The organism is Hydrogenophaga sp. (genome assembly GCF_041913525.1).
GTDB lineage: Bacteria > Pseudomonadota > Gammaproteobacteria > Burkholderiales > Burkholderiaceae_C > Hydrogenophaga.
The window spans coordinates 81,998-97,278 of record NZ_JAYSFD010000011.1 but is presented as its reverse complement, the minus strand read 5'-3'; the positions used below and the strand labels follow the sequence as shown (position 1 = coordinate 97,278).

Below are 15,281 nucleotides of genomic sequence, written 5' to 3'. Positions count from 1 at the left end.
AGGACCGCCCCGGGATGGACATCACCCAATTGCTGGCCTTCAGCGTCAAGAACAAGGCATCGGATCTCCACCTCTCGGCGGGGCTGCCGCCCATGATACGGGTGCATGGTGATGTGAGGCGGATCAACACGCCGCCCCTGGACCACAAGGCGGTGCACGCCATGGTCTACGACATCATGAACGACAGCCAGCGCAAGCACTACGAGGAATTCCTCGAAGTGGACTTCTCGTTCGAGATCGAGGGCCTGGCACGTTTTCGCGTGAACGCCTTCAACCACAACCGGGGCGCCGGCGCGGTGTTCCGCACGATTCCCAGCAAGATCCTGACGCTGGAGCAACTCAACGCCCCCAAGATTTTTGCCGACCTGGCGCTGCGCCCGCGCGGCCTGGTGCTGGTGACCGGCCCCACCGGCTCGGGCAAGTCGACCACGCTGGCGGCCATGATCAACCACCTCAACGAGACCGAGTACGGCCACATCCTCACGGTGGAAGACCCGGTGGAATTCGTGCACGAGTCGAAGAAGTGCCTGGTGAACCAGCGCGAGGTGGGGCCGCACACCTTGAGCTTCAACAACGCGCTGCGCTCGGCCCTGCGCGAAGACCCGGACGCGATCCTCGTGGGCGAGATGCGCGACCTGGAGACCATTCGCCTGGCCATGACGGCCGCCGAGACCGGCCACCTGGTGTTCGGCACGCTACACACCAGCAGCGCCGCCAAGACCATTGACCGCATCATCGACGTGTTCCCGGCCGAAGAAAAAGACATGGTGCGCGCCATGCTGTCGGAGTCGCTGGTGGCGGTGATCTCGCAGACGCTTTGCAAGCTCAAAGATGGCTCGGGCCGCGTGGCGGCGCACGAGATCATGCTGGGCACCAGCGCCATTCGCAACCTCATTCGCGAGGCGAAAGTGGCGCAGATGTACTCGGCCATCCAGACCGGCAACAACGTGGGCATGCAGACCCTCGACCAGAACCTCACCGACCTCGTGCGGCGCCACGTCATCAGCCCAGCCGAGGCGCGCAGCAAAGCGAAGATCCCCGAGAACTTCCCGGGCTGATCAGGGAGATACAACACATGGAACGCGATCAGGCATCGAAATTCATCAATGACCTGCTTCGGTTAATGCTCAGCCGCAGCGGCAGCGACCTGTTCATCACCGCCGAGTTTCCGCCGGCGATCAAGGTGGACGGCTCGGTGGTGAAGGTGTCGCCGCAACCGCTGTCGGGCGCCCACACCCTGGCACTGGCGCGTGCCATCATGAACGACAAGCAGGCCGCCGAGTTCGAGCGCACCAAGGAGTGCAACTTCGCGATCTCGCCACCGGGGGTTGGGCGCTTTCGCGTGAGCGCCTTCATCCAGCAAGGCAAGGTGGGCATGGTGCTGCGCACGATTCCGGCCACCTTGCCCACGATCGACCAACTCGGTCTGCCCCAGGTGCTCAAGGACGTGGTGATGAGCAAGCGTGGCCTGTGCATCCTGGTGGGCGCCACCGGGTCGGGCAAGTCCACCTCGCTGGCGGCCATGGTGGACTGGCGCAACGAGCACAGCCACGGTCACATCATCACCATCGAAGACCCGGTGGAGTTCGTGCACCCGCACAAGAACTGCGTGGTCACGCAACGCGAGGTGGGCCTGGACACCGACAGCTGGGAAGCGGCCCTGAAGAACACGCTGCGCCAGGCGCCAGACGTGATCCTGATGGGCGAGATCCGCGACCGCGAAACCATGGAGCACGCCATCCAGTTCGCGGAAACGGGCCACCTCTGCCTGGCCACGCTGCACGCCAACAGCGCCAACCAGGCGTTGGACCGGGTGATCAACTTCTTCCCGGAAGACCGCCGTGCCCAACTGTTGATGGACCTGTCGCTGAACCTGCGCGCCCTCATCTCCCAGCGCCTCGTGCCGCGCCAGGACAACAAGGGCCGCTTCGCGGCGGTGGAGATCATGCTCAACTCCCCGCTGATCGCCGACCTGATCTTCAAGGGCGAAGTGGCCGAGATCAAGGAGATCATGAAGAAGAGCACCAACATCGGCATGCAGACCTTCGACCAGGCGCTCTTCAACGCCTTCGAGGCTAACCTCATCACGCTGGAAGACGCGCTGCGCAACGCCGACTCCATCAATGACCTGCGCCTGCAGGTCAAGCTCAACAGCCAGCGCGCCAAATCCCTGGACTTGGCCGCGGGCACCGAGCACCTCTCCATCATTTGATCTACAGTCGTCGCTCCCCCAACTCCAACAACCAGAGACAAGGTTTGACGATGAGCATCGCCGAGCGCAGCTACGACACCGTTCCCCCGCAATCCGTGGCCTTTCTGGGCCTGGGCGTCATGGGCTACCCCATGGCCGGCCACCTGGCCCGCGCCGGGCACCAGGTCACGGTCTACAACCGCACCTTCGCCAAGGCCCAGGCCTGGGCCAAGGAATTCGGTGGCACGGCCAAGGCCACGCCGCGCGAGGCGGCCCAGGGCGCCAGCATCGTGTTCGCCTGCGTGGGCAATGACGATGACCTGCGCTCGATCACCCTGGGCGCCGATGGCGCCCTGGCGGGCATGCAACCCGGCGCCATCTTCGTGGACCACACCACCGCCTCGGCCGACGTGGCGCGCGAGCTGTACGGCGCGGCGCGCAACCTGGGCCTGGCCTTTGTGGACGCGCCGGTCTCGGGCGGCCAGGCAGGCGCCCAGAACGGCGCGCTCACCGTGATGTGCGGTGGCGACCAGGCCGCCTTCGATGCGGTCAAGCCGGTGGCCATGGCCTTCTCGCGCGCCTTCACCCTGATGGGTGGCAGCGGCGCCGGCCAGCTCACCAAGATGGTCAACCAGATCTGCATTGCCGGTCTGGTGCAGGGCCTGTCGGAAGCCATCGCCTTCGGCCAGAAAGCTGGCCTGAACATGGAACAGGTGCTCGACGTGATCGGCAAAGGCGCGGCGCAAAGCTGGCAAATGGACAACCGCGGCAAGACCATGGTGGCCGACAAGTTTGACTTCGGCTTCGCCGTGGACTGGATGCGCAAAGACCTGGGCCTGGTGCTGGACGAGGCCAAGCGCAACGGCGCGCGCCTGCCGGTCACGGCCCTGGTGGACCAGTTCTACGCCGACGTGCAAGCCATGGGCGGCAACCGGCTTGACACCTCCAGCCTGATCAAGCGCCTGCGCTGATTCGCGTGCGGCAAGCCAAACGAAAAGGGGGCCGATGGCCCCCTTTCTCTTTGCTCGCGCATGGCGGTGATCAGTTATTGCCGCCCGTGGCGTTGCGCTTGGCCGCGTCTTCCTCGGCCTTCACGGGCGAGGCCAGCTTGGCCAGCTCTTCCTCGGTGATGATCTCGAACACGCGCACCACGCGGGTCACGCCCGAGATGTTGCGGGCGATGTCGGTGGCGCGGTTGGCTTCGCGCTGGGTCACGCGGCCCATGAGGTACACGGTGCCGCGGGTGGTGACCACCTTGAAGGCGCTGGCCGACAGGTCTTTGGCGTCCACCATGCCGGCCTTCACCTGGCCGGTGATGATGGTGTCGTTGGAGCGCTGGCCCAGGCTGGGCGAGTTGACCACCCCGATCTCGTTCACGATGCTGCGCACGTTGTCCACGCCGGCCACCACGCGCTCGGCCTCGGCCTTGACGTTGGCGTTGGCTGCCTCGCCAGTGAGCAAAACCTGGCGGTTGTAGCTGGTGACCGCGATGTTGGCGCGTTCACCGAACTGCTCACGCAGGCGATTGGCGGCGCGCAGCTCGATGCCTTGGTCGTCAAGCTGGGCACCTGAGGTGCGGCGGTCCACCGCCACCAGAGCGGTGCCCACGGCGGCGCCACCCACCACCAAGGGCGCACAAGCCGGCAACAGAACGCCCAGCGCCACGGCGGTGGACAGAGTGGCCAAGGTTCGACGGGTCATCGGTTTCATGAAAGGCTCTCCGGTTCGGTAAAGGGTTCGTCGGGCAGGCCCAGCAGTTGCACGTCAACGCCATCGCACAAGGCATTGAGCACCAGCTGGTGCACCTCGTGCACGCGGGCTGGGTGTTCACTGGGCACACAGATGTGAACGTCGGTGTCGCGCAGGGCCGGGGCCAGCACGCCGCCACGCCCCCCGGTCAGGGCCACCACCACCATGTCGCGCTCGTGCGCGGCCTCCACGGCGGCCAGCAGGTTGGCCCCCTGGCCGTTGTACGAGGCCACCACCAGCACATCGCCCGCCTGGCCCAGCGCACGCACTTGGCGCGAGAAGATGGAACGGGCGTCGAAGTCGGTGGAAATGGCGGTGACCAAGGTGGCGTCGGCCGAGAGGGCCAGGGCGGCCAACTCGGGACGCTCGCGCTCGAAGCGGCCCACAAAGGCGGCGGCGAACAACTGGGCGGCGGCCGACGAGGCGCCATTGCCGCAAGCCAATACCTTGCCCCCACCGGTCACGCAGGCCAGGACGGCGCCGGTGGCGGCCTCCACGGCGGGTGCCAGCACTTGCGCGCACTGGTACTTGAGGTCGGCACTGTCGATGAACTGTTGCTGGATGCGTTGCAAAAGCATGGGCGCGATGATAGCGGCGGGGGGTGTATCAAAAGGCGACGGTCGCATCAAAAGCCGCGCGCAGCCACTCGATGCGAGCCCCTTCGATGAGCACGGCATCGAAGCGGCATGGCGGTTGTGACCCCAGGCGCAGCAAAAAGTGCCGCGCCGCCAGCACGATGCGCTGTTGTTTGCGCGGCGTGATGCTGGCGCTGGCGCCGCCGCGCGAGGCGTCGGCCCGCTGGCGCACCTCGACGAACACCAGCGTGCCGTCGGGCTCCCGCATAATCAGGTCGACCTCGCCCCCACCGCGCCCTGGCGTGCGGAAGTTGCGTTGCACCAGGCGCAGGCCGTGGCCCTGCAGGTGCGCCAGGGCCCTGTCCTCGGCGGCGTCTCCCCGGGCCTTGGTCGTCAGTCCCGCCCATTTGTCCAAGAGCTTCACGTGTCCACCCCCTCCCCTTCTTTGTCGAGCACCGCCGCCGAGGCGGCCGGGCGCCAGGATTATCCGCAGGGCACCCTGTACATGGTGGCCACCCCTATCGGCAACCTGGCCGACATCGGTCTGCGCGCCCTGCACGTGCTGGGCCTGGTCGACACGGTGGCTTGCGAGGACACGCGCCACACCGCCAGCCTGCTCACCAGCTACGGCCTGCACAAGCCGCTGCTGGCGGTGCACGAGCACAACGAGGCCGAGGCCGCGCAGGCGGTGGTGCAGCGCCTGCGCGACGGCCAGCGCGTGGCCTATGTGAGCGATGCCGGCACGCCCGGCGTGAGCGACCCCGGCGCGCGCCTGGTGGACGCGGTGACGGCGGCGGGCCTGCGTTGCGTGCCGGTGCCCGGGCCCAGCAGCGTCACGGCGCTGCTCAGCGTGGCCGGTCACACGGGCTGGGACGGACGTTTTGTGTTCATGGGCTTTCTCTCGCCCAAGGCCAGCGAGCGCCAGCGCGAGGTGCAGGCCATCGCGGCCGATGCCCGCGCCTGCGTGCTGCTGGAAGCACCGCACCGCATTGAGGCCCTGGCGCGCGACCTGGCGACGCTGGGCGAACGGCAGGTGACGGTGGGCCGCGAACTGACCAAACAGTTTGAAGAGGTGGCGCGGGTTCGCGCCAGCGAATTGCCCGACTGGTTGTCGGCCAATGCCAACCGCACGCGCGGCGAGTTCGTGCTCGTGGTGCACCCGCTGGCACAGGCCGCCAGTGCCGAGGGCGAACTGGATGCCGCCACCTTGCGCGCGCTCGACCTGTTGTTGGCCGAGCTGCCGCTCAAATCGGCGGTGAAACTGTGCGCCGAACTCACAGGGGCACCGCGAAATGCGGTGTACCAGGCCGCGCTGGCGCGCCGCGGCCACGACTGACACCGGCGTTCAGCGATCCAGCCGGGTGATGGGGCCACCCTGGGCAGTGGGCTGCGCCGGGGACTGGCCCTCGCGCACCTCGGTGGCCTGCACGTCCACCACATCGCCACCGGCCGCACCTCGGAAGACACCGCTGGCGTAACGCCGCTGGGCCTGGCGAAACTGCTGGAACATCACCACCGGCGCGGGTTTGCGGCCGGTGATGAGCGACCACAACGACATGGCCAGCACCACCACCAAAGAGGCCACGAGCAGGCTGAGCAGGAAGATGGTCGCGGCCACGCCAAGCAGCACGCGCAACAGGCCACGCGCAAGGCGGCCCAGGAAATCGCTGGAAGAATTCATGTGGTTCAGAGCCCAGGGGGCCAGGAGAGTTCCGGGCCTGCGCTGGGCACGATCGGGCGCGACCACGGGCAGGAACAGGCCGAGACAGATGGAGGCGAGGCCTGCGTTTGCAAGGGACTGGCCCATTGAGCCGACGCGAGGCGCTGCTATCCTCAACCGCACCCTGCCCGACCGACACAGCCCCCGAACCATGAAAACCTTGACCCGATATTTCCTGCGCGGCCTCATCACGTTCTTGCCGGTGGCGCTCACGATTTACGTGCTGTACCTGTTCGTGGTGTGGACCGAGAACCTGGCCATGCGCGCGGTGGGGCCGCTGGTGGGCGACTTCTACCTGCCGGGCCTGGGCATCGTGCTGGGCGCGGCGGCCATTTTCGGGCTGGGGGTGCTGGTATCGCTGCCGGTGGTGGCGCGGCTGCTGTCGGTGTTTGAGTTGCCCTTCACCAACCTGCCGGTGGTGAAGAGCATCTACTCGTCGCTCAAGAACTTTGCCGATTACTTCGCTCCGCACGAGCAAGACGCGCAGCAGGTGGTGCTGCTGAAGATGCCGGGCAACGACCTGTCCATCGTGGGGCTGGTGACGCGCCAGTCGTTCAAGGGCCTGCCAGGCGCGCTGGGCGAGCTGGACCAGGTGGCCGTGTACCTGCCCATGGGTTACATGATCGGCGGCTACACCGTGTTCGTGCCGCGCAGTTGGACCACGCCCATCGAAATGTCGGTGGAAGAGGCCATGCGCTCGTCGCTGATTGCCTGGATGGCCTCGTCGAACCGCAGCGGGGGCTGACGTGAGCATCCGCCACCTCGACGCCTTGTTCAGTCCGGCTTCGGTGGCGCTGATCGGCGCGTCGGGGAGGCCCGGCAGCGTGGGCGCCACCGTGTGGCGCAACCTGCGCGCTGGCGGCTTTGGCGGCCGGCTCTATGCCGTCAACGCCCGGCACCAAGCCCTTGATGGCGAGCCGTTGTTTGCCTGCGTAGCCGACCTGCCCGAGGCGCCCGAGCTGGCGGTGGTGTGCACCCCACCGGCCACCGTGCCCGGGCTGATCGCCGAACTGGGCGCGCGCGGAACCAAGGCGGCGGTGGTCATCACCGCCGGCCTGAGCGCCGAGCAGAAGCAAGCCATGCTGGACGCGGCGCGGGTGCACACGCTGCGCATCCTGGGGCCCAACGGCATCGGGCTTTTGTCACCGCACGTGGGGCTGAACGCCAGCTTCGCGCCTTGCGGCGCGGCCAAAGGCTCGCTGGCCTTTGTGTCGCAGTCGGGCGCGCTGGTCACGGCCATGCTGGACTGGGCGGGCTCGCGCGGCATCGGTTTTTCGCACTTTGTCTCGCTGGGCGACAGCGCCGACGTGGACTTCGCCGACCTACTGGACTACCTGGGCAGCGACGGCCGCACCCGCGCCATCCTGCTCTACGCCGAGAGCGTGCGGGGGGCGCGCAAGTTTCTGTCGGCCGCGCGCGCGGCGGCGCGCAACAAGCCGGTGATCGTGGTGAAGGCCGGGCGCTCCAGCGCCGGGCAGCAGGCCGCGGCCTCGCACACGGGGGCGCTGGCCGGGTCGGACGCGGTGTTTGACGCCGCCGTGGCCCGCGCGGGCCTGCTGCGCGTGGACACGCTGCAAGACCTGTTTCTGGCCGCCGAGACGCTGGCGCGCTGGCGCGACCAGGGCATCGAGCACCTGAGCATTCTCACCAACGGCGGTGGCGCGGGCGTGCTGGCCGCCGACGCCGCCGCGCAAGCCGGCGTGCCGCTGAGTGGCTTGTCGCCCGAGCGGATCGCCCAGCTTGACGCCGTGCTGCCGGCCAACTGGTCGCGGGGCAACCCGGTGGACATCATTGGCGACGCGCCGGTGGCGCGCTACGTGGACGCGCTCTCGGCCTTGCTGGCCGACCGACAAGCCGCCGTGCTGCTGGTGCACGCGCCCACGGCCATCGTGCCCAGCGACGAGATCGCGCAGGCGGTGCTGCCGCTGGCCCAGGCCCACCCCGGCCGCGTGCTGGGCTGCTGGCTGGGCGGCGACACCGTGGCCGTGGCCCGCGCCCGCTGCCGGGCCGCCGGCCTGCCCGATTTCGACACACCCGAAGACGCGGTGCGCGCCGTGGCCCTGCTGCGCACCTGGCGCGAGCACCAGGCCGAGTTGCTGCAAACACCGCCCGCGCGCAGCCTGGCCAACGGCGCGGACCTGGCCACCATCCGGCGCCTCGTCGATGCCGTGCTGGCCGACGGGCGCGAGCTGCTCACCGAAGCCGAGGCCAAGGCTCTGCTGGCCGCCGCTGGCGTGCCCACCGTGCCCACACAGGTGGTGCCGCCCGACGCTGACGCCGCCGTTGCGGCGGCGCAGGCGCTGGGCTGGCCGGTGGCGTTGAAGGTGTTGTCGCGGCAGATCACGCACAAGTCGGACGTGGGCGGGGTGCGGCTGGGCATTGGCAACGCCGACGAATTGCGCGCCGCCGTGGCCGCCATGCTGGCGCGCGTGCAGCAGGCCCGGCCCGACGCCACCATCGACGGCTTCACCGTGCAACCCATGGTGCGCCTGAAGCACGCGCACGAGCTGATCGTGGGCGCCAGCGTCGATCCCCTGTTCGGCCCGGTGCTGCTGTTCGGCGCGGGCGGCACGGCGGTGGAGGTGCTGGCCGACCGCGCCCTGGCCCTGCCGCCGCTGAACCGGCCCCTGGCCCTGGCGCAGATCGCGCGCACGCGGGTGGCCCGGCTGCTGAAGGGCTACCGCGACGAGCCCGCCGCTGACGTGGACGCCGTGGCCGAGGCGCTGATCGCCGTGTCCGACCTGCTGGCCGCGCTGCCCGAGCTGGCCGAGCTGGACATCAACCCCCTGCTGGCCCACCCTGGGGGCGTGGTGGCGCTGGACGCTCGGGTGCGCGTGTCGGCTCGCCGGCCAGCCGGCGCGGCGGCGTTCGCCATTGCGCCTTACCCGCAGCACCTGGTGCAAACCTTGGCCTGGCAGGGCCTGACGCTCACGCTGCGGCCCATTCGCGCCGAAGACGAGCCACAACACCTGGCCTTTCTGCAGCGGCTCGACCCAGACGACATTCGACTGCGCGTGTTCTACAGCCGCCGCCACATTGAGCACAGCGAACTGGCGCGGCTGACGCAGATCGACTACGACCGCGAGATGGCCTTCGTCGTCACCCGCCCCTTGCCCGAGGGCGGCGAAGAAACGCTGGGCACGGCCCGTGCCTCGGTGGACCCCGACAACCAGGACGCCGAGTTCGGCGTGATCGTGCGATCAGACCTGAAAGGCCTGGGCCTGGGGGCCCTGCTGATGAAGGCGCTGATCGAACACCTGCGCCAGCGCGGCACCCGCCGCCTGGTGGGCACCGTGCTCACCCGCAACACCGGCATGCTGGGCCTGGCCCGCCACCTGGGCTTCACCGAGACCGCCAACCCAGAAGACCCCGACAGCGCCGAGACGCGCCGCGTGACGCTGGCGTTGCAGCCCGGATAGCGCCAATCGCCACCCGACACCCACCGGCGCTCGGGTTTTTGAGCGGGCTTTTGCGCGAGGGCCCGCGAGCGTGTCAAATACCGATACCCCCTATCGGTATTTGACCGCATGCCCAACCGCCGCATCGTCCTTGCCTGCGCGGCCGCCCTGGCCGCCCCGCACCTTCGCCTGGCCCGAGCCAGCAGTGGGCCGCTGCGCCCCACGCCCAGCCAGACCGAAGGACCGTTCTACCCGGTGAGCCTGCCGGCCGATACCGACGGCGACCTGCTGCGCAATGGCAGCGCGGTTTACCCGCGTGGCACGCCGGCTTGGGTGGAGGGCACGGTGGTGGACCTGAACGGCGCGCCACTGGCGGGCGCCGTGGTGGAGATCTGGCAATGCGACCACGCCGGCCACTACCACCACCCCGGCGATGGCGGCCGGGCCGATCCGGCGTTTCAGGGCTTCGGCCGCGTGGTGGTGGGCCGCGATGGGCGCTACCGCTTTCGCACGCTCAAGCCCGTGCCCTACAGCGGGCGCACGCCGCACATCCACGTGAAGGTTCGGCTGGACCGCATGGAATTGCTCACCACTCAGTTGTACGTGGCCGATGAGCCGGGCAACGCCAAAGACTTTCTCTGGCGGCGCCTGAGCGCGGTGGACCGAGAGGCACTGACCGTGCCGTTCCAGTCCGGCGCCAACGGCCTGACTGCCCGCTTCCCCATCGTGGTTCAGGCCTGAGGCGCGGCGCATGGATTCCTTGACGCAAATGGCGCTGGGCGCTGCCGTGACCGTGGCGGTGATGGGGCGGCGCACCGCCGCCTGGAAAGCCGCGGCCTGGGGCGCGCTGGCGGGCACCCTGCCTGATCTGGACGCCTTCATCGACCACGGCGACGCCGTGCTCAACATGACGCTGCACCGCGCCGACAGCCACTCGCTGCTGTGGCTCACGCTGGGTGCGCCCGTGCTGGCCTGGATCGTCTCGCGCTGGCAGGGCGAGGCGGCCTTGTTCAAGCGCTGGTGGCTGGCCCTGTGGCTGGCCTTGTTCACGCACCCCCTGCTGGACACCATGACGGTGTACGGCACGCAACTGCTGCGACCCTTCACCGACCACCCCTTCGCCGTGGGCAGCGTGTTCATCATCGACCCGGCCTATACCCTGCCGCTGCTGGTGGGGCTGATCGCCGCCCTGGCGGCCTGGCGCGGCAAGGGGCTGCGCTGGAACCTGGCGGGCCTGGCACTGAGCACGCTCTACCTGGGCTGGAGCCTGGGCGCACAGCAGTGGGCCACGGTGCAGGCGCGCGCCTCGCTGGCCGAGGCGGGCATTGAGGCCGAGCGCCTGCTGGTCACGCCAGCGCCCTTCAACACGGTGCTGTGGCGCCTGGTGGCCATGACGCCAGAGAGCTACTTCGAGGGCCACGTGAGCCTGCTGGACAACGGCACGCGCATCCGCTGGACCGAGCACAGCCGGGGCGCCGAGCTGGAGGGCGTGCTGGGCGAGCACGACGCGGTGCGCCGCGTGGCCGCCTTCAGCCACGGCTTCTACAGCCTGACCACACTGGACGGTGGTTACCAGGTGACCGACCTGCGCATGGGGCAGGAGCCGAGCTACACCTTCCGTTTTGAGATCGACCCGCAACAGCCGGAACGGCCCGCGGTGATGGCCGGTGCGCGGCCCGATCTGGACGTCGCCCTGCCCTGGCTGTGGCAGCGCCTGCGCGGCCTTGACGTGCCCTCGCCCGGCGCGCTGGCCCTGGGCGAGGGCCCGGTGGGCCAGCCGCCCGGCCTCAGCGCCCCAGTGCGCTGAGTCGCGAGGGCTGCACGATCTCGATCCAGTAGCCGTCGGGGTCTTGGATGAAAGCCACGTCTTTCATCTTGCCCTGGTCGGGGCGCTTCACGTAAGTCACGCCGTTCTGGTCAAACCAGGCCACGGCGGCGTCGAGGTCGGGCACCGAGAAGCAGAGGTGACCGAAGCCCTGAGGCTGGGCGTTGCCGTTGTGGTACTTGAAATCGGCCTGGGTTTCGGTGCCCCAGTTGTGGGTGAGTTCGAGCACGCCGCGCTGACTGAAGGTCCAGCTCGTGCGCTGGCCCACGTCGTCGGGCGCCTCGCCGTCTTCCGGGCGGGCCAGGAAGTACAGCGAGAACGACATTTCGGGAAAGTCGAGTTTGCGCAGCAGGCGCATGCCCATGACGCGGGTGTAGAAGTCCAGCGAAACGGCCGGATCTTTCACACGCAACATGCTGTGGTTGAACACAAAGCCACGGGTGGCGGCGTCAGGCTGGGCGCAGACGCCCGGCTGGTTTTCGGTGGTGAAGCTCATGGGCGAGATTGTCCTCGCCCGTCCAAGAGCCCAGGGCCCCTGGGGAGATCAGACCAGCAGCAGCGTGCAGGCGATGATGGCCACGCCCAGACCCAGGTTGATGCCCACCCAGGTGCGGATGGAGGCCAGGGCCGCGCCACCAGCGGGCCAGTCTTGCGCCGCCACGGCGCGCGAGAGGCGCTTGAACAGGGCGAAGCGGATGTGGCCGAAGATGAGCATCATCAGCACGCCCAGGCCGGCCATGATGTGCCAGCTCAGCGGCATGTTGAAGGGCAGGCCGGCCTGCACGGTTTCCTTGGCCACGCGGCCGATCATCCACACGCCCGAGCCCAGCACCACGATCACGGCCACCAGCACGGCGCCGAAGAAGCGCTGCAGGGCGCCGTGCATCAGGGCGATGCGCTGCGGCGGCTCCAGCGAGAGTGCCGCCGGGCGCAGGAAGAAGTGGGCGAAGACCATGCCACCGATCCAGACGACGATGGACAGCACGTGCAGCAGCTTGAGGACGTTGTAGAGCATGGCGATGGTTTGGAGGGTTCAGACGTCGGTGACGACACCGTGTTGGCGGCGCTGCAACCGGTAGGGTGGCAGGCCTTGCAGCATGCGCCGCCCGTAGGACTGGCGCAGCAGCCGGGGATCGTAGCAAACGACCACCGCCTCGTCGGTCTCGCTGCGCAATGCCCGGCCGGTCCACTGGAGCAATCGCGCGCCGGTGGCCGGCACCACCAGTTCCACGAAGGGGTCGCGGCCCTGGCTCTTGAGCCAGTCGGCCCGCGCCTGGCTCACCGGGTCGCTGGGCGAGGCAAAGGGCAGCTTGGTGATGAACACCCATTCGCACAGCTCGCCGGGCAGGTCCAGGCCCTCGCCGAAGGACTGCAGGCCGAACAGGATGGAGGGCTCGCCATCTGACACGCGCTGGGCGTGGCGGCGCAGCAGCACGGTGCGCGAGGCCTCGCCCTGCACCAGCACGCGCTCGCGCAGGCGGGCGTGTTCGCCGCGCTCCAGCAGGGCCTGGGCCTGCGCCATCTGGGCGCGCGAGGTGAACAGCACCAGGGCGCCGCGCTTGACCTGGCGCAGGTCGTCCATCAAGAGGCCCAGCATCTCGCGGGTGTAGCTGTCCACCTCGCGCGGGTCGGCCTGGGTCTGCTCCACGATGAGGCGGCCCTGGCGCGCGTGGTCAAACGGGCTTTGCACCTCGCGCGTGGCCACGGCTGCGTCCCAGGCCAGGCCCGACTCGTGCAGAAAGTGGGTGAAGCCACCACAGGTGACCAGCGAGGCGGACGTGACCACCGCGCCGCGCACCTGCTTCCACAGGTGGTACGACAGCAGGCTGCCGGGCTGCAGCGGGCAGGCGTGCGCGGTGAGGGTGACCAGGCCGTGCTGCACGCCGGCCTCCAGCCACTTGGCCAGTGGGGGTTGGCCGTCGCCCATGCCCTGGGTCCAGAGCGCCGCCGTTTCCTGCGCGTTTTGCAGGCGCGGGGCGAAGCCGCCCAGGCGGCTGTAGAGCTGGGCGCAGCGCGCGGCGTCGCCTGGGTTCTCGCGGGCATTGGCCTTGAGCTGGCTGGCGATGGCCTCGCTCACTTTCAACAGGGCGCTGGCCGTGGCCTGCATGCGCATGACGACCTCCAGCCAGCCCTCGGGCAGCACGCCGCCCTCGAAGCGGTCGGTGACGGGCGGGGCATCGGGTCGACGCTCGCCCCAGCCGGGCAGGTTGCCAATGCGGGCCATGGCCAGGCGGGCCAGGTCGCCAATGGCGCCCTTGAGGTCTTTGGCGAGCTGGGCGACGTCAGCCCCCGGCGTGTGGGCGATGGCGCTGGCCACCTCTTCCACCGCGCGGGGCAGGCGGTCGAGCCATTGGGTGCGCATCAGGTCCACATGGGCGGTGAACTGGCCCTGGGCCACCTGGCCCAGGTGGTGCGCCTCGTCGAACACGAGGTAGCAGTCTTGCGGGTTGGGCAGGGCGTGCAGGCCCAGGGTGGAGAGCAGCAGGTCGTGGTTGACCACGATCACCTGCGCCTGGGCCAGCTTGGCCCGCGCCTGGTAGTAGCTGCAGCCGTTGTAGCTGGGGCAGTGGCGGGCGGTGCAGGTGTGGCGCTCGGCGGCCACGGGGGCCCACAGGCCAGGGTCGGGTTGCTCGTCGAGGCGGTCGCGGTCGCCGTCCCAGTCGCCTTGGTCGAGCATCTGGGCCCACTGGTTGTAGTGGCGCGCGCGCTCTTGCCATTTGTCGGCCGTGGCGGCGCTGGCGCCTTCTTCGGTGTCGAACAGGTCGGCGTGGGCCGGGTCACCGCCGCCGAGCTGGTCGAGCTTGAGGCGGCACACGTAACGCCCGCGCCCCTTGGCCAGGGCAAAGGCAAAGGGCTGCGGCAATGCGGCCGAGAGCGCCGGCAGGTCTTTGGCGATGAGCTGCTCTTGCAGGGCCACGGTGGCGGTGCTGATGATCACGCGCTTTTGCTGAGCCAGGGCCAGCGGAATCACGGTGGCCGCGTAGGCGGCCGACTTGCCCACGCCGGTGCCGGCCTGCACCACGGCGATGCCGCGGTCGGGCTGGCCGGCCTCGCCCGACACCGATTCGTCGCCCAGGCGCACGCCGGCCAGGGTGGCGGCGATGTGGGCGGCCATTTCGCGCTGGCCAGGGCGCGAGCGGAAACCGGGGGCCTTGGCGACCAGGTGGTCAAAGGCGGCCAGGGCCAGGGCCTCGCGTGTGATGGCGCCGTCGGCGCTGGGGGTGGGGGTGTCGTCGCTCATGGGAGGGGGCGATTGTCCCAGAGCGGGCGCCGGGCTCAGGGCGGGCTCAAGGCGGGGCCAGGCGCTCGGCGCGGGCCTGCAGGGCGTCGAGCACGGCGTCGAGCTGCTGGCGCTCGGCCAGGCTCAGGCCGTCGACCATGGCGCTGTTGTAGGCCGCCACGCGCGGGGCGATGGCCTCGTACACACGCCGCCCTTCCTCGGTGAGGTGCATGTGCACCTCGCGCCGGTCAGACGGCTTGGGCCGACGCTCAATGAGCTTTTTCTCGGCCAGCAGGGTCAGCGTGCGCGAGGTGCGGGCGCGGTCGAGCATGGCGTGCTGGGCCAGCTCGGACGATGCCACGCCCTCGTGCTCGGCCACGAAGGACAGCACGCGCCACTCGCGCCGGGTCATGCCGAACTCGCCCTCGCACATCTGCACGATCTGCCGGCCAGCGGTGGTGTGCAGGCGGTACAGGCGATAGAGCAGCAGGTCGGCCTGCTGGCGGGGGTGGGCGAGGCGGTCGTCGGGCATAGGGGTAAACACCGAAAACGGTTGATTTCTGCAATCGATTGTCCCTCCCTAGCATCCGCCACTGACGATTC

General features: G+C 69.2%; 16 protein-coding genes. 8 read left to right on the top strand and 8 right to left on the bottom strand.

The features are described 5' to 3' along the window. Window positions 1-14 precede the first annotated feature (14 nt). The 3 genes from ACE3RQ_RS14205 to ACE3RQ_RS14195 are packed head-to-tail and all read left to right on the top strand — an operon-like array spanning window position 15 to window position 3,162. Window positions 15-1,058: a type IV pilus twitching motility protein PilT gene (locus ACE3RQ_RS14205; protein ID WP_374522694.1), complete on the top strand. Its 1,044-nt coding sequence runs from the start codon at window positions 15-17 to the stop codon at window positions 1,056-1,058. 17 nt (window positions 1,059-1,075) lie between these two features. Then, a complete protein-coding gene (locus ACE3RQ_RS14200; protein ID WP_374522693.1) occupies window positions 1,076-2,212 on the top strand; it encodes a PilT/PilU family type 4a pilus ATPase in 1,137 nt (378 codons plus the stop codon). 50 nt (window positions 2,213-2,262) lie between these two features. Beyond that, window positions 2,263-3,162, top strand: coding sequence for an NAD(P)-dependent oxidoreductase (locus ACE3RQ_RS14195; RefSeq protein WP_374522692.1), 900 nt, complete (start codon window positions 2,263-2,265; stop codon window positions 3,160-3,162). Between the two features lie 70 nt (window positions 3,163-3,232). Here ACE3RQ_RS14195 and ACE3RQ_RS14190 read toward each other — a convergent pair whose 3' ends face one another. From ACE3RQ_RS14190 to ACE3RQ_RS14180, 3 genes are read right to left on the bottom strand one after another with little or no spacing between them, the layout of a single operon-like run. Then, the gene (locus ACE3RQ_RS14190) at window positions 3,233-3,901 is read right to left on the bottom strand and encodes a BON domain-containing protein (protein ID WP_374522691.1); all 669 of its coding nucleotides are present in this window, start codon (window positions 3,899-3,901) and stop codon (window positions 3,233-3,235) included. Continuing rightward, on the bottom strand, window positions 3,898-4,518 hold the full coding sequence (locus ACE3RQ_RS14185; protein WP_374522689.1) for an SIS domain-containing protein: 621 nt from the start codon (window positions 4,516-4,518) through the stop codon (window positions 3,898-3,900). Before ACE3RQ_RS14185 ends, ACE3RQ_RS14190 begins: the two co-directional genes overlap by 4 nt. Window positions 4,519-4,546: 28 nt before the next feature. Then, window positions 4,547-4,939 (bottom strand): YraN family protein, encoded by a 393-nt coding sequence (locus tag ACE3RQ_RS14180; protein WP_374522688.1) that lies wholly within the window; start codon window positions 4,937-4,939, stop codon window positions 4,547-4,549. Between ACE3RQ_RS14180 and rsmI the strand changes: the two genes are divergently transcribed. Continuing rightward, window positions 4,940-5,851, top strand: coding sequence for a 16S rRNA (cytidine(1402)-2'-O)-methyltransferase (gene rsmI, locus ACE3RQ_RS14175; protein ID WP_374522687.1), 912 nt, complete (start codon window positions 4,940-4,942; stop codon window positions 5,849-5,851). A 9-nt stretch (window positions 5,852-5,860) separates the two neighbouring features. On the opposite strand, the gene ACE3RQ_RS14170 is transcribed toward rsmI, so the two are convergent. After that, window positions 5,861-6,196, bottom strand: coding sequence for a hypothetical protein (locus ACE3RQ_RS14170; protein ID WP_374522686.1), 336 nt, complete (start codon window positions 6,194-6,196; stop codon window positions 5,861-5,863). Window positions 6,197-6,386: 190 nt separating this feature from the next. On the opposite strand from ACE3RQ_RS14170, the gene ACE3RQ_RS14165 reads away from it, so the two are divergent. The 4 genes from ACE3RQ_RS14165 (at window position 6,387) to ACE3RQ_RS14150 (ending at window position 11,440) form a co-directional block, all read left to right on the top strand. Next, complete coding sequence (locus ACE3RQ_RS14165) at window positions 6,387-6,980, top strand: DUF502 domain-containing protein (RefSeq protein ID WP_374522685.1); 594 nt, start codon at window positions 6,387-6,389, stop codon at window positions 6,978-6,980. A gap of 1 nt (window position 6,981) precedes the next feature. After that, the gene (locus tag ACE3RQ_RS14160; RefSeq protein ID WP_374522684.1) at window positions 6,982-9,654 is read left to right on the top strand and encodes a GNAT family N-acetyltransferase; all 2,673 of its coding nucleotides are present in this window, start codon (window positions 6,982-6,984) and stop codon (window positions 9,652-9,654) included. 108 nt (window positions 9,655-9,762) lie between these two features. Next, window positions 9,763-10,374, top strand: coding sequence for an intradiol ring-cleavage dioxygenase (locus ACE3RQ_RS14155; RefSeq protein WP_374522683.1), 612 nt, complete (start codon window positions 9,763-9,765; stop codon window positions 10,372-10,374). 10 nt (window positions 10,375-10,384) lie between these two features. Further along, the gene (locus ACE3RQ_RS14150) at window positions 10,385-11,440 is read left to right on the top strand and encodes a metal-dependent hydrolase (RefSeq protein WP_374522682.1); all 1,056 of its coding nucleotides are present in this window, start codon (window positions 10,385-10,387) and stop codon (window positions 11,438-11,440) included. Here ACE3RQ_RS14150 and gloA read toward each other — a convergent pair. Genes gloA through ACE3RQ_RS14130 form a run of 4 tightly spaced genes read right to left on the bottom strand, consistent with a single transcriptional unit; the run spans window position 11,421 to window position 15,210 of the window. Next, window positions 11,421-11,954: a lactoylglutathione lyase gene (gene gloA / locus ACE3RQ_RS14145; RefSeq protein ID WP_374522681.1), complete on the bottom strand. Its 534-nt coding sequence runs from the start codon at window positions 11,952-11,954 to the stop codon at window positions 11,421-11,423. The two genes, ACE3RQ_RS14150 and gloA, sit on opposite strands and share 20 nt — an antisense overlap. 48 nt (window positions 11,955-12,002) lie before the next feature. Then, window positions 12,003-12,473 carry a CopD family protein gene (locus tag ACE3RQ_RS14140; RefSeq protein ID WP_374522680.1) on the bottom strand — a complete coding sequence of 157 codons (471 nt, stop codon included), beginning with the start codon at window positions 12,471-12,473 and terminating at the stop codon, window positions 12,003-12,005. Between the two features lie 18 nt (window positions 12,474-12,491). Continuing rightward, window positions 12,492-14,699, bottom strand: coding sequence for an ATP-dependent DNA helicase DinG (dinG, locus tag ACE3RQ_RS14135; RefSeq protein WP_374522679.1), 2,208 nt, complete (start codon window positions 14,697-14,699; stop codon window positions 12,492-12,494). 46 nt (window positions 14,700-14,745) lie between these two features. Beyond that, entirely contained in the window at window positions 14,746-15,210 is a 465-nt protein-coding gene (locus ACE3RQ_RS14130; protein ID WP_374522678.1) for a MarR family winged helix-turn-helix transcriptional regulator, read from the bottom strand. Window positions 15,211-15,281: the final 71 nt, after the last annotated feature.

Excerpts from the sequence above, each read along its gene's own strand:
- ACE3RQ_RS14205 (WP_374522694.1), top strand. The coding sequence starts at position 15 with ATGGACATCACCCAATTGCTGGCCTTCAGCGTCAAGAACAAGGCATCG.
- ACE3RQ_RS14200 (WP_374522693.1), top strand. The coding sequence starts at position 1,076 with ATGGAACGCGATCAGGCATCGAAATTCATCAATGACCTGCTTCGGTTA.
- ACE3RQ_RS14195 (WP_374522692.1), top strand. The coding sequence starts at position 2,263 with ATGAGCATCGCCGAGCGCAGCTACGACACCGTTCCCCCGCAATCCGTG.
- ACE3RQ_RS14190 (WP_374522691.1), bottom strand. The coding sequence starts at position 3,901 with ATGAAACCGATGACCCGTCGAACCTTGGCCACTCTGTCCACCGCCGTG.
- ACE3RQ_RS14185 (WP_374522689.1), bottom strand. The coding sequence starts at position 4,518 with ATGCTTTTGCAACGCATCCAGCAACAGTTCATCGACAGTGCCGACCTC.
- ACE3RQ_RS14170 (WP_374522686.1), bottom strand. The coding sequence starts at position 6,196 with ATGAATTCTTCCAGCGATTTCCTGGGCCGCCTTGCGCGTGGCCTGTTG.
- ACE3RQ_RS14165 (WP_374522685.1), top strand. The coding sequence starts at position 6,387 with ATGAAAACCTTGACCCGATATTTCCTGCGCGGCCTCATCACGTTCTTG.
- ACE3RQ_RS14155 (WP_374522683.1), top strand. The coding sequence starts at position 9,763 with ATGCCCAACCGCCGCATCGTCCTTGCCTGCGCGGCCGCCCTGGCCGCC.
- ACE3RQ_RS14150 (WP_374522682.1), top strand. The coding sequence starts at position 10,385 with ATGGATTCCTTGACGCAAATGGCGCTGGGCGCTGCCGTGACCGTGGCG.
- gloA (WP_374522681.1), bottom strand. The coding sequence starts at position 11,954 with ATGAGCTTCACCACCGAAAACCAGCCGGGCGTCTGCGCCCAGCCTGAC.
- ACE3RQ_RS14140 (WP_374522680.1), bottom strand. The coding sequence starts at position 12,473 with ATGCTCTACAACGTCCTCAAGCTGCTGCACGTGCTGTCCATCGTCGTC.
- dinG (WP_374522679.1), bottom strand. The coding sequence starts at position 14,699 with ATGAGCGACGACACCCCCACCCCCAGCGCCGACGGCGCCATCACACGC.
- ACE3RQ_RS14130 (WP_374522678.1), bottom strand. The coding sequence starts at position 15,210 with ATGCCCGACGACCGCCTCGCCCACCCCCGCCAGCAGGCCGACCTGCTG.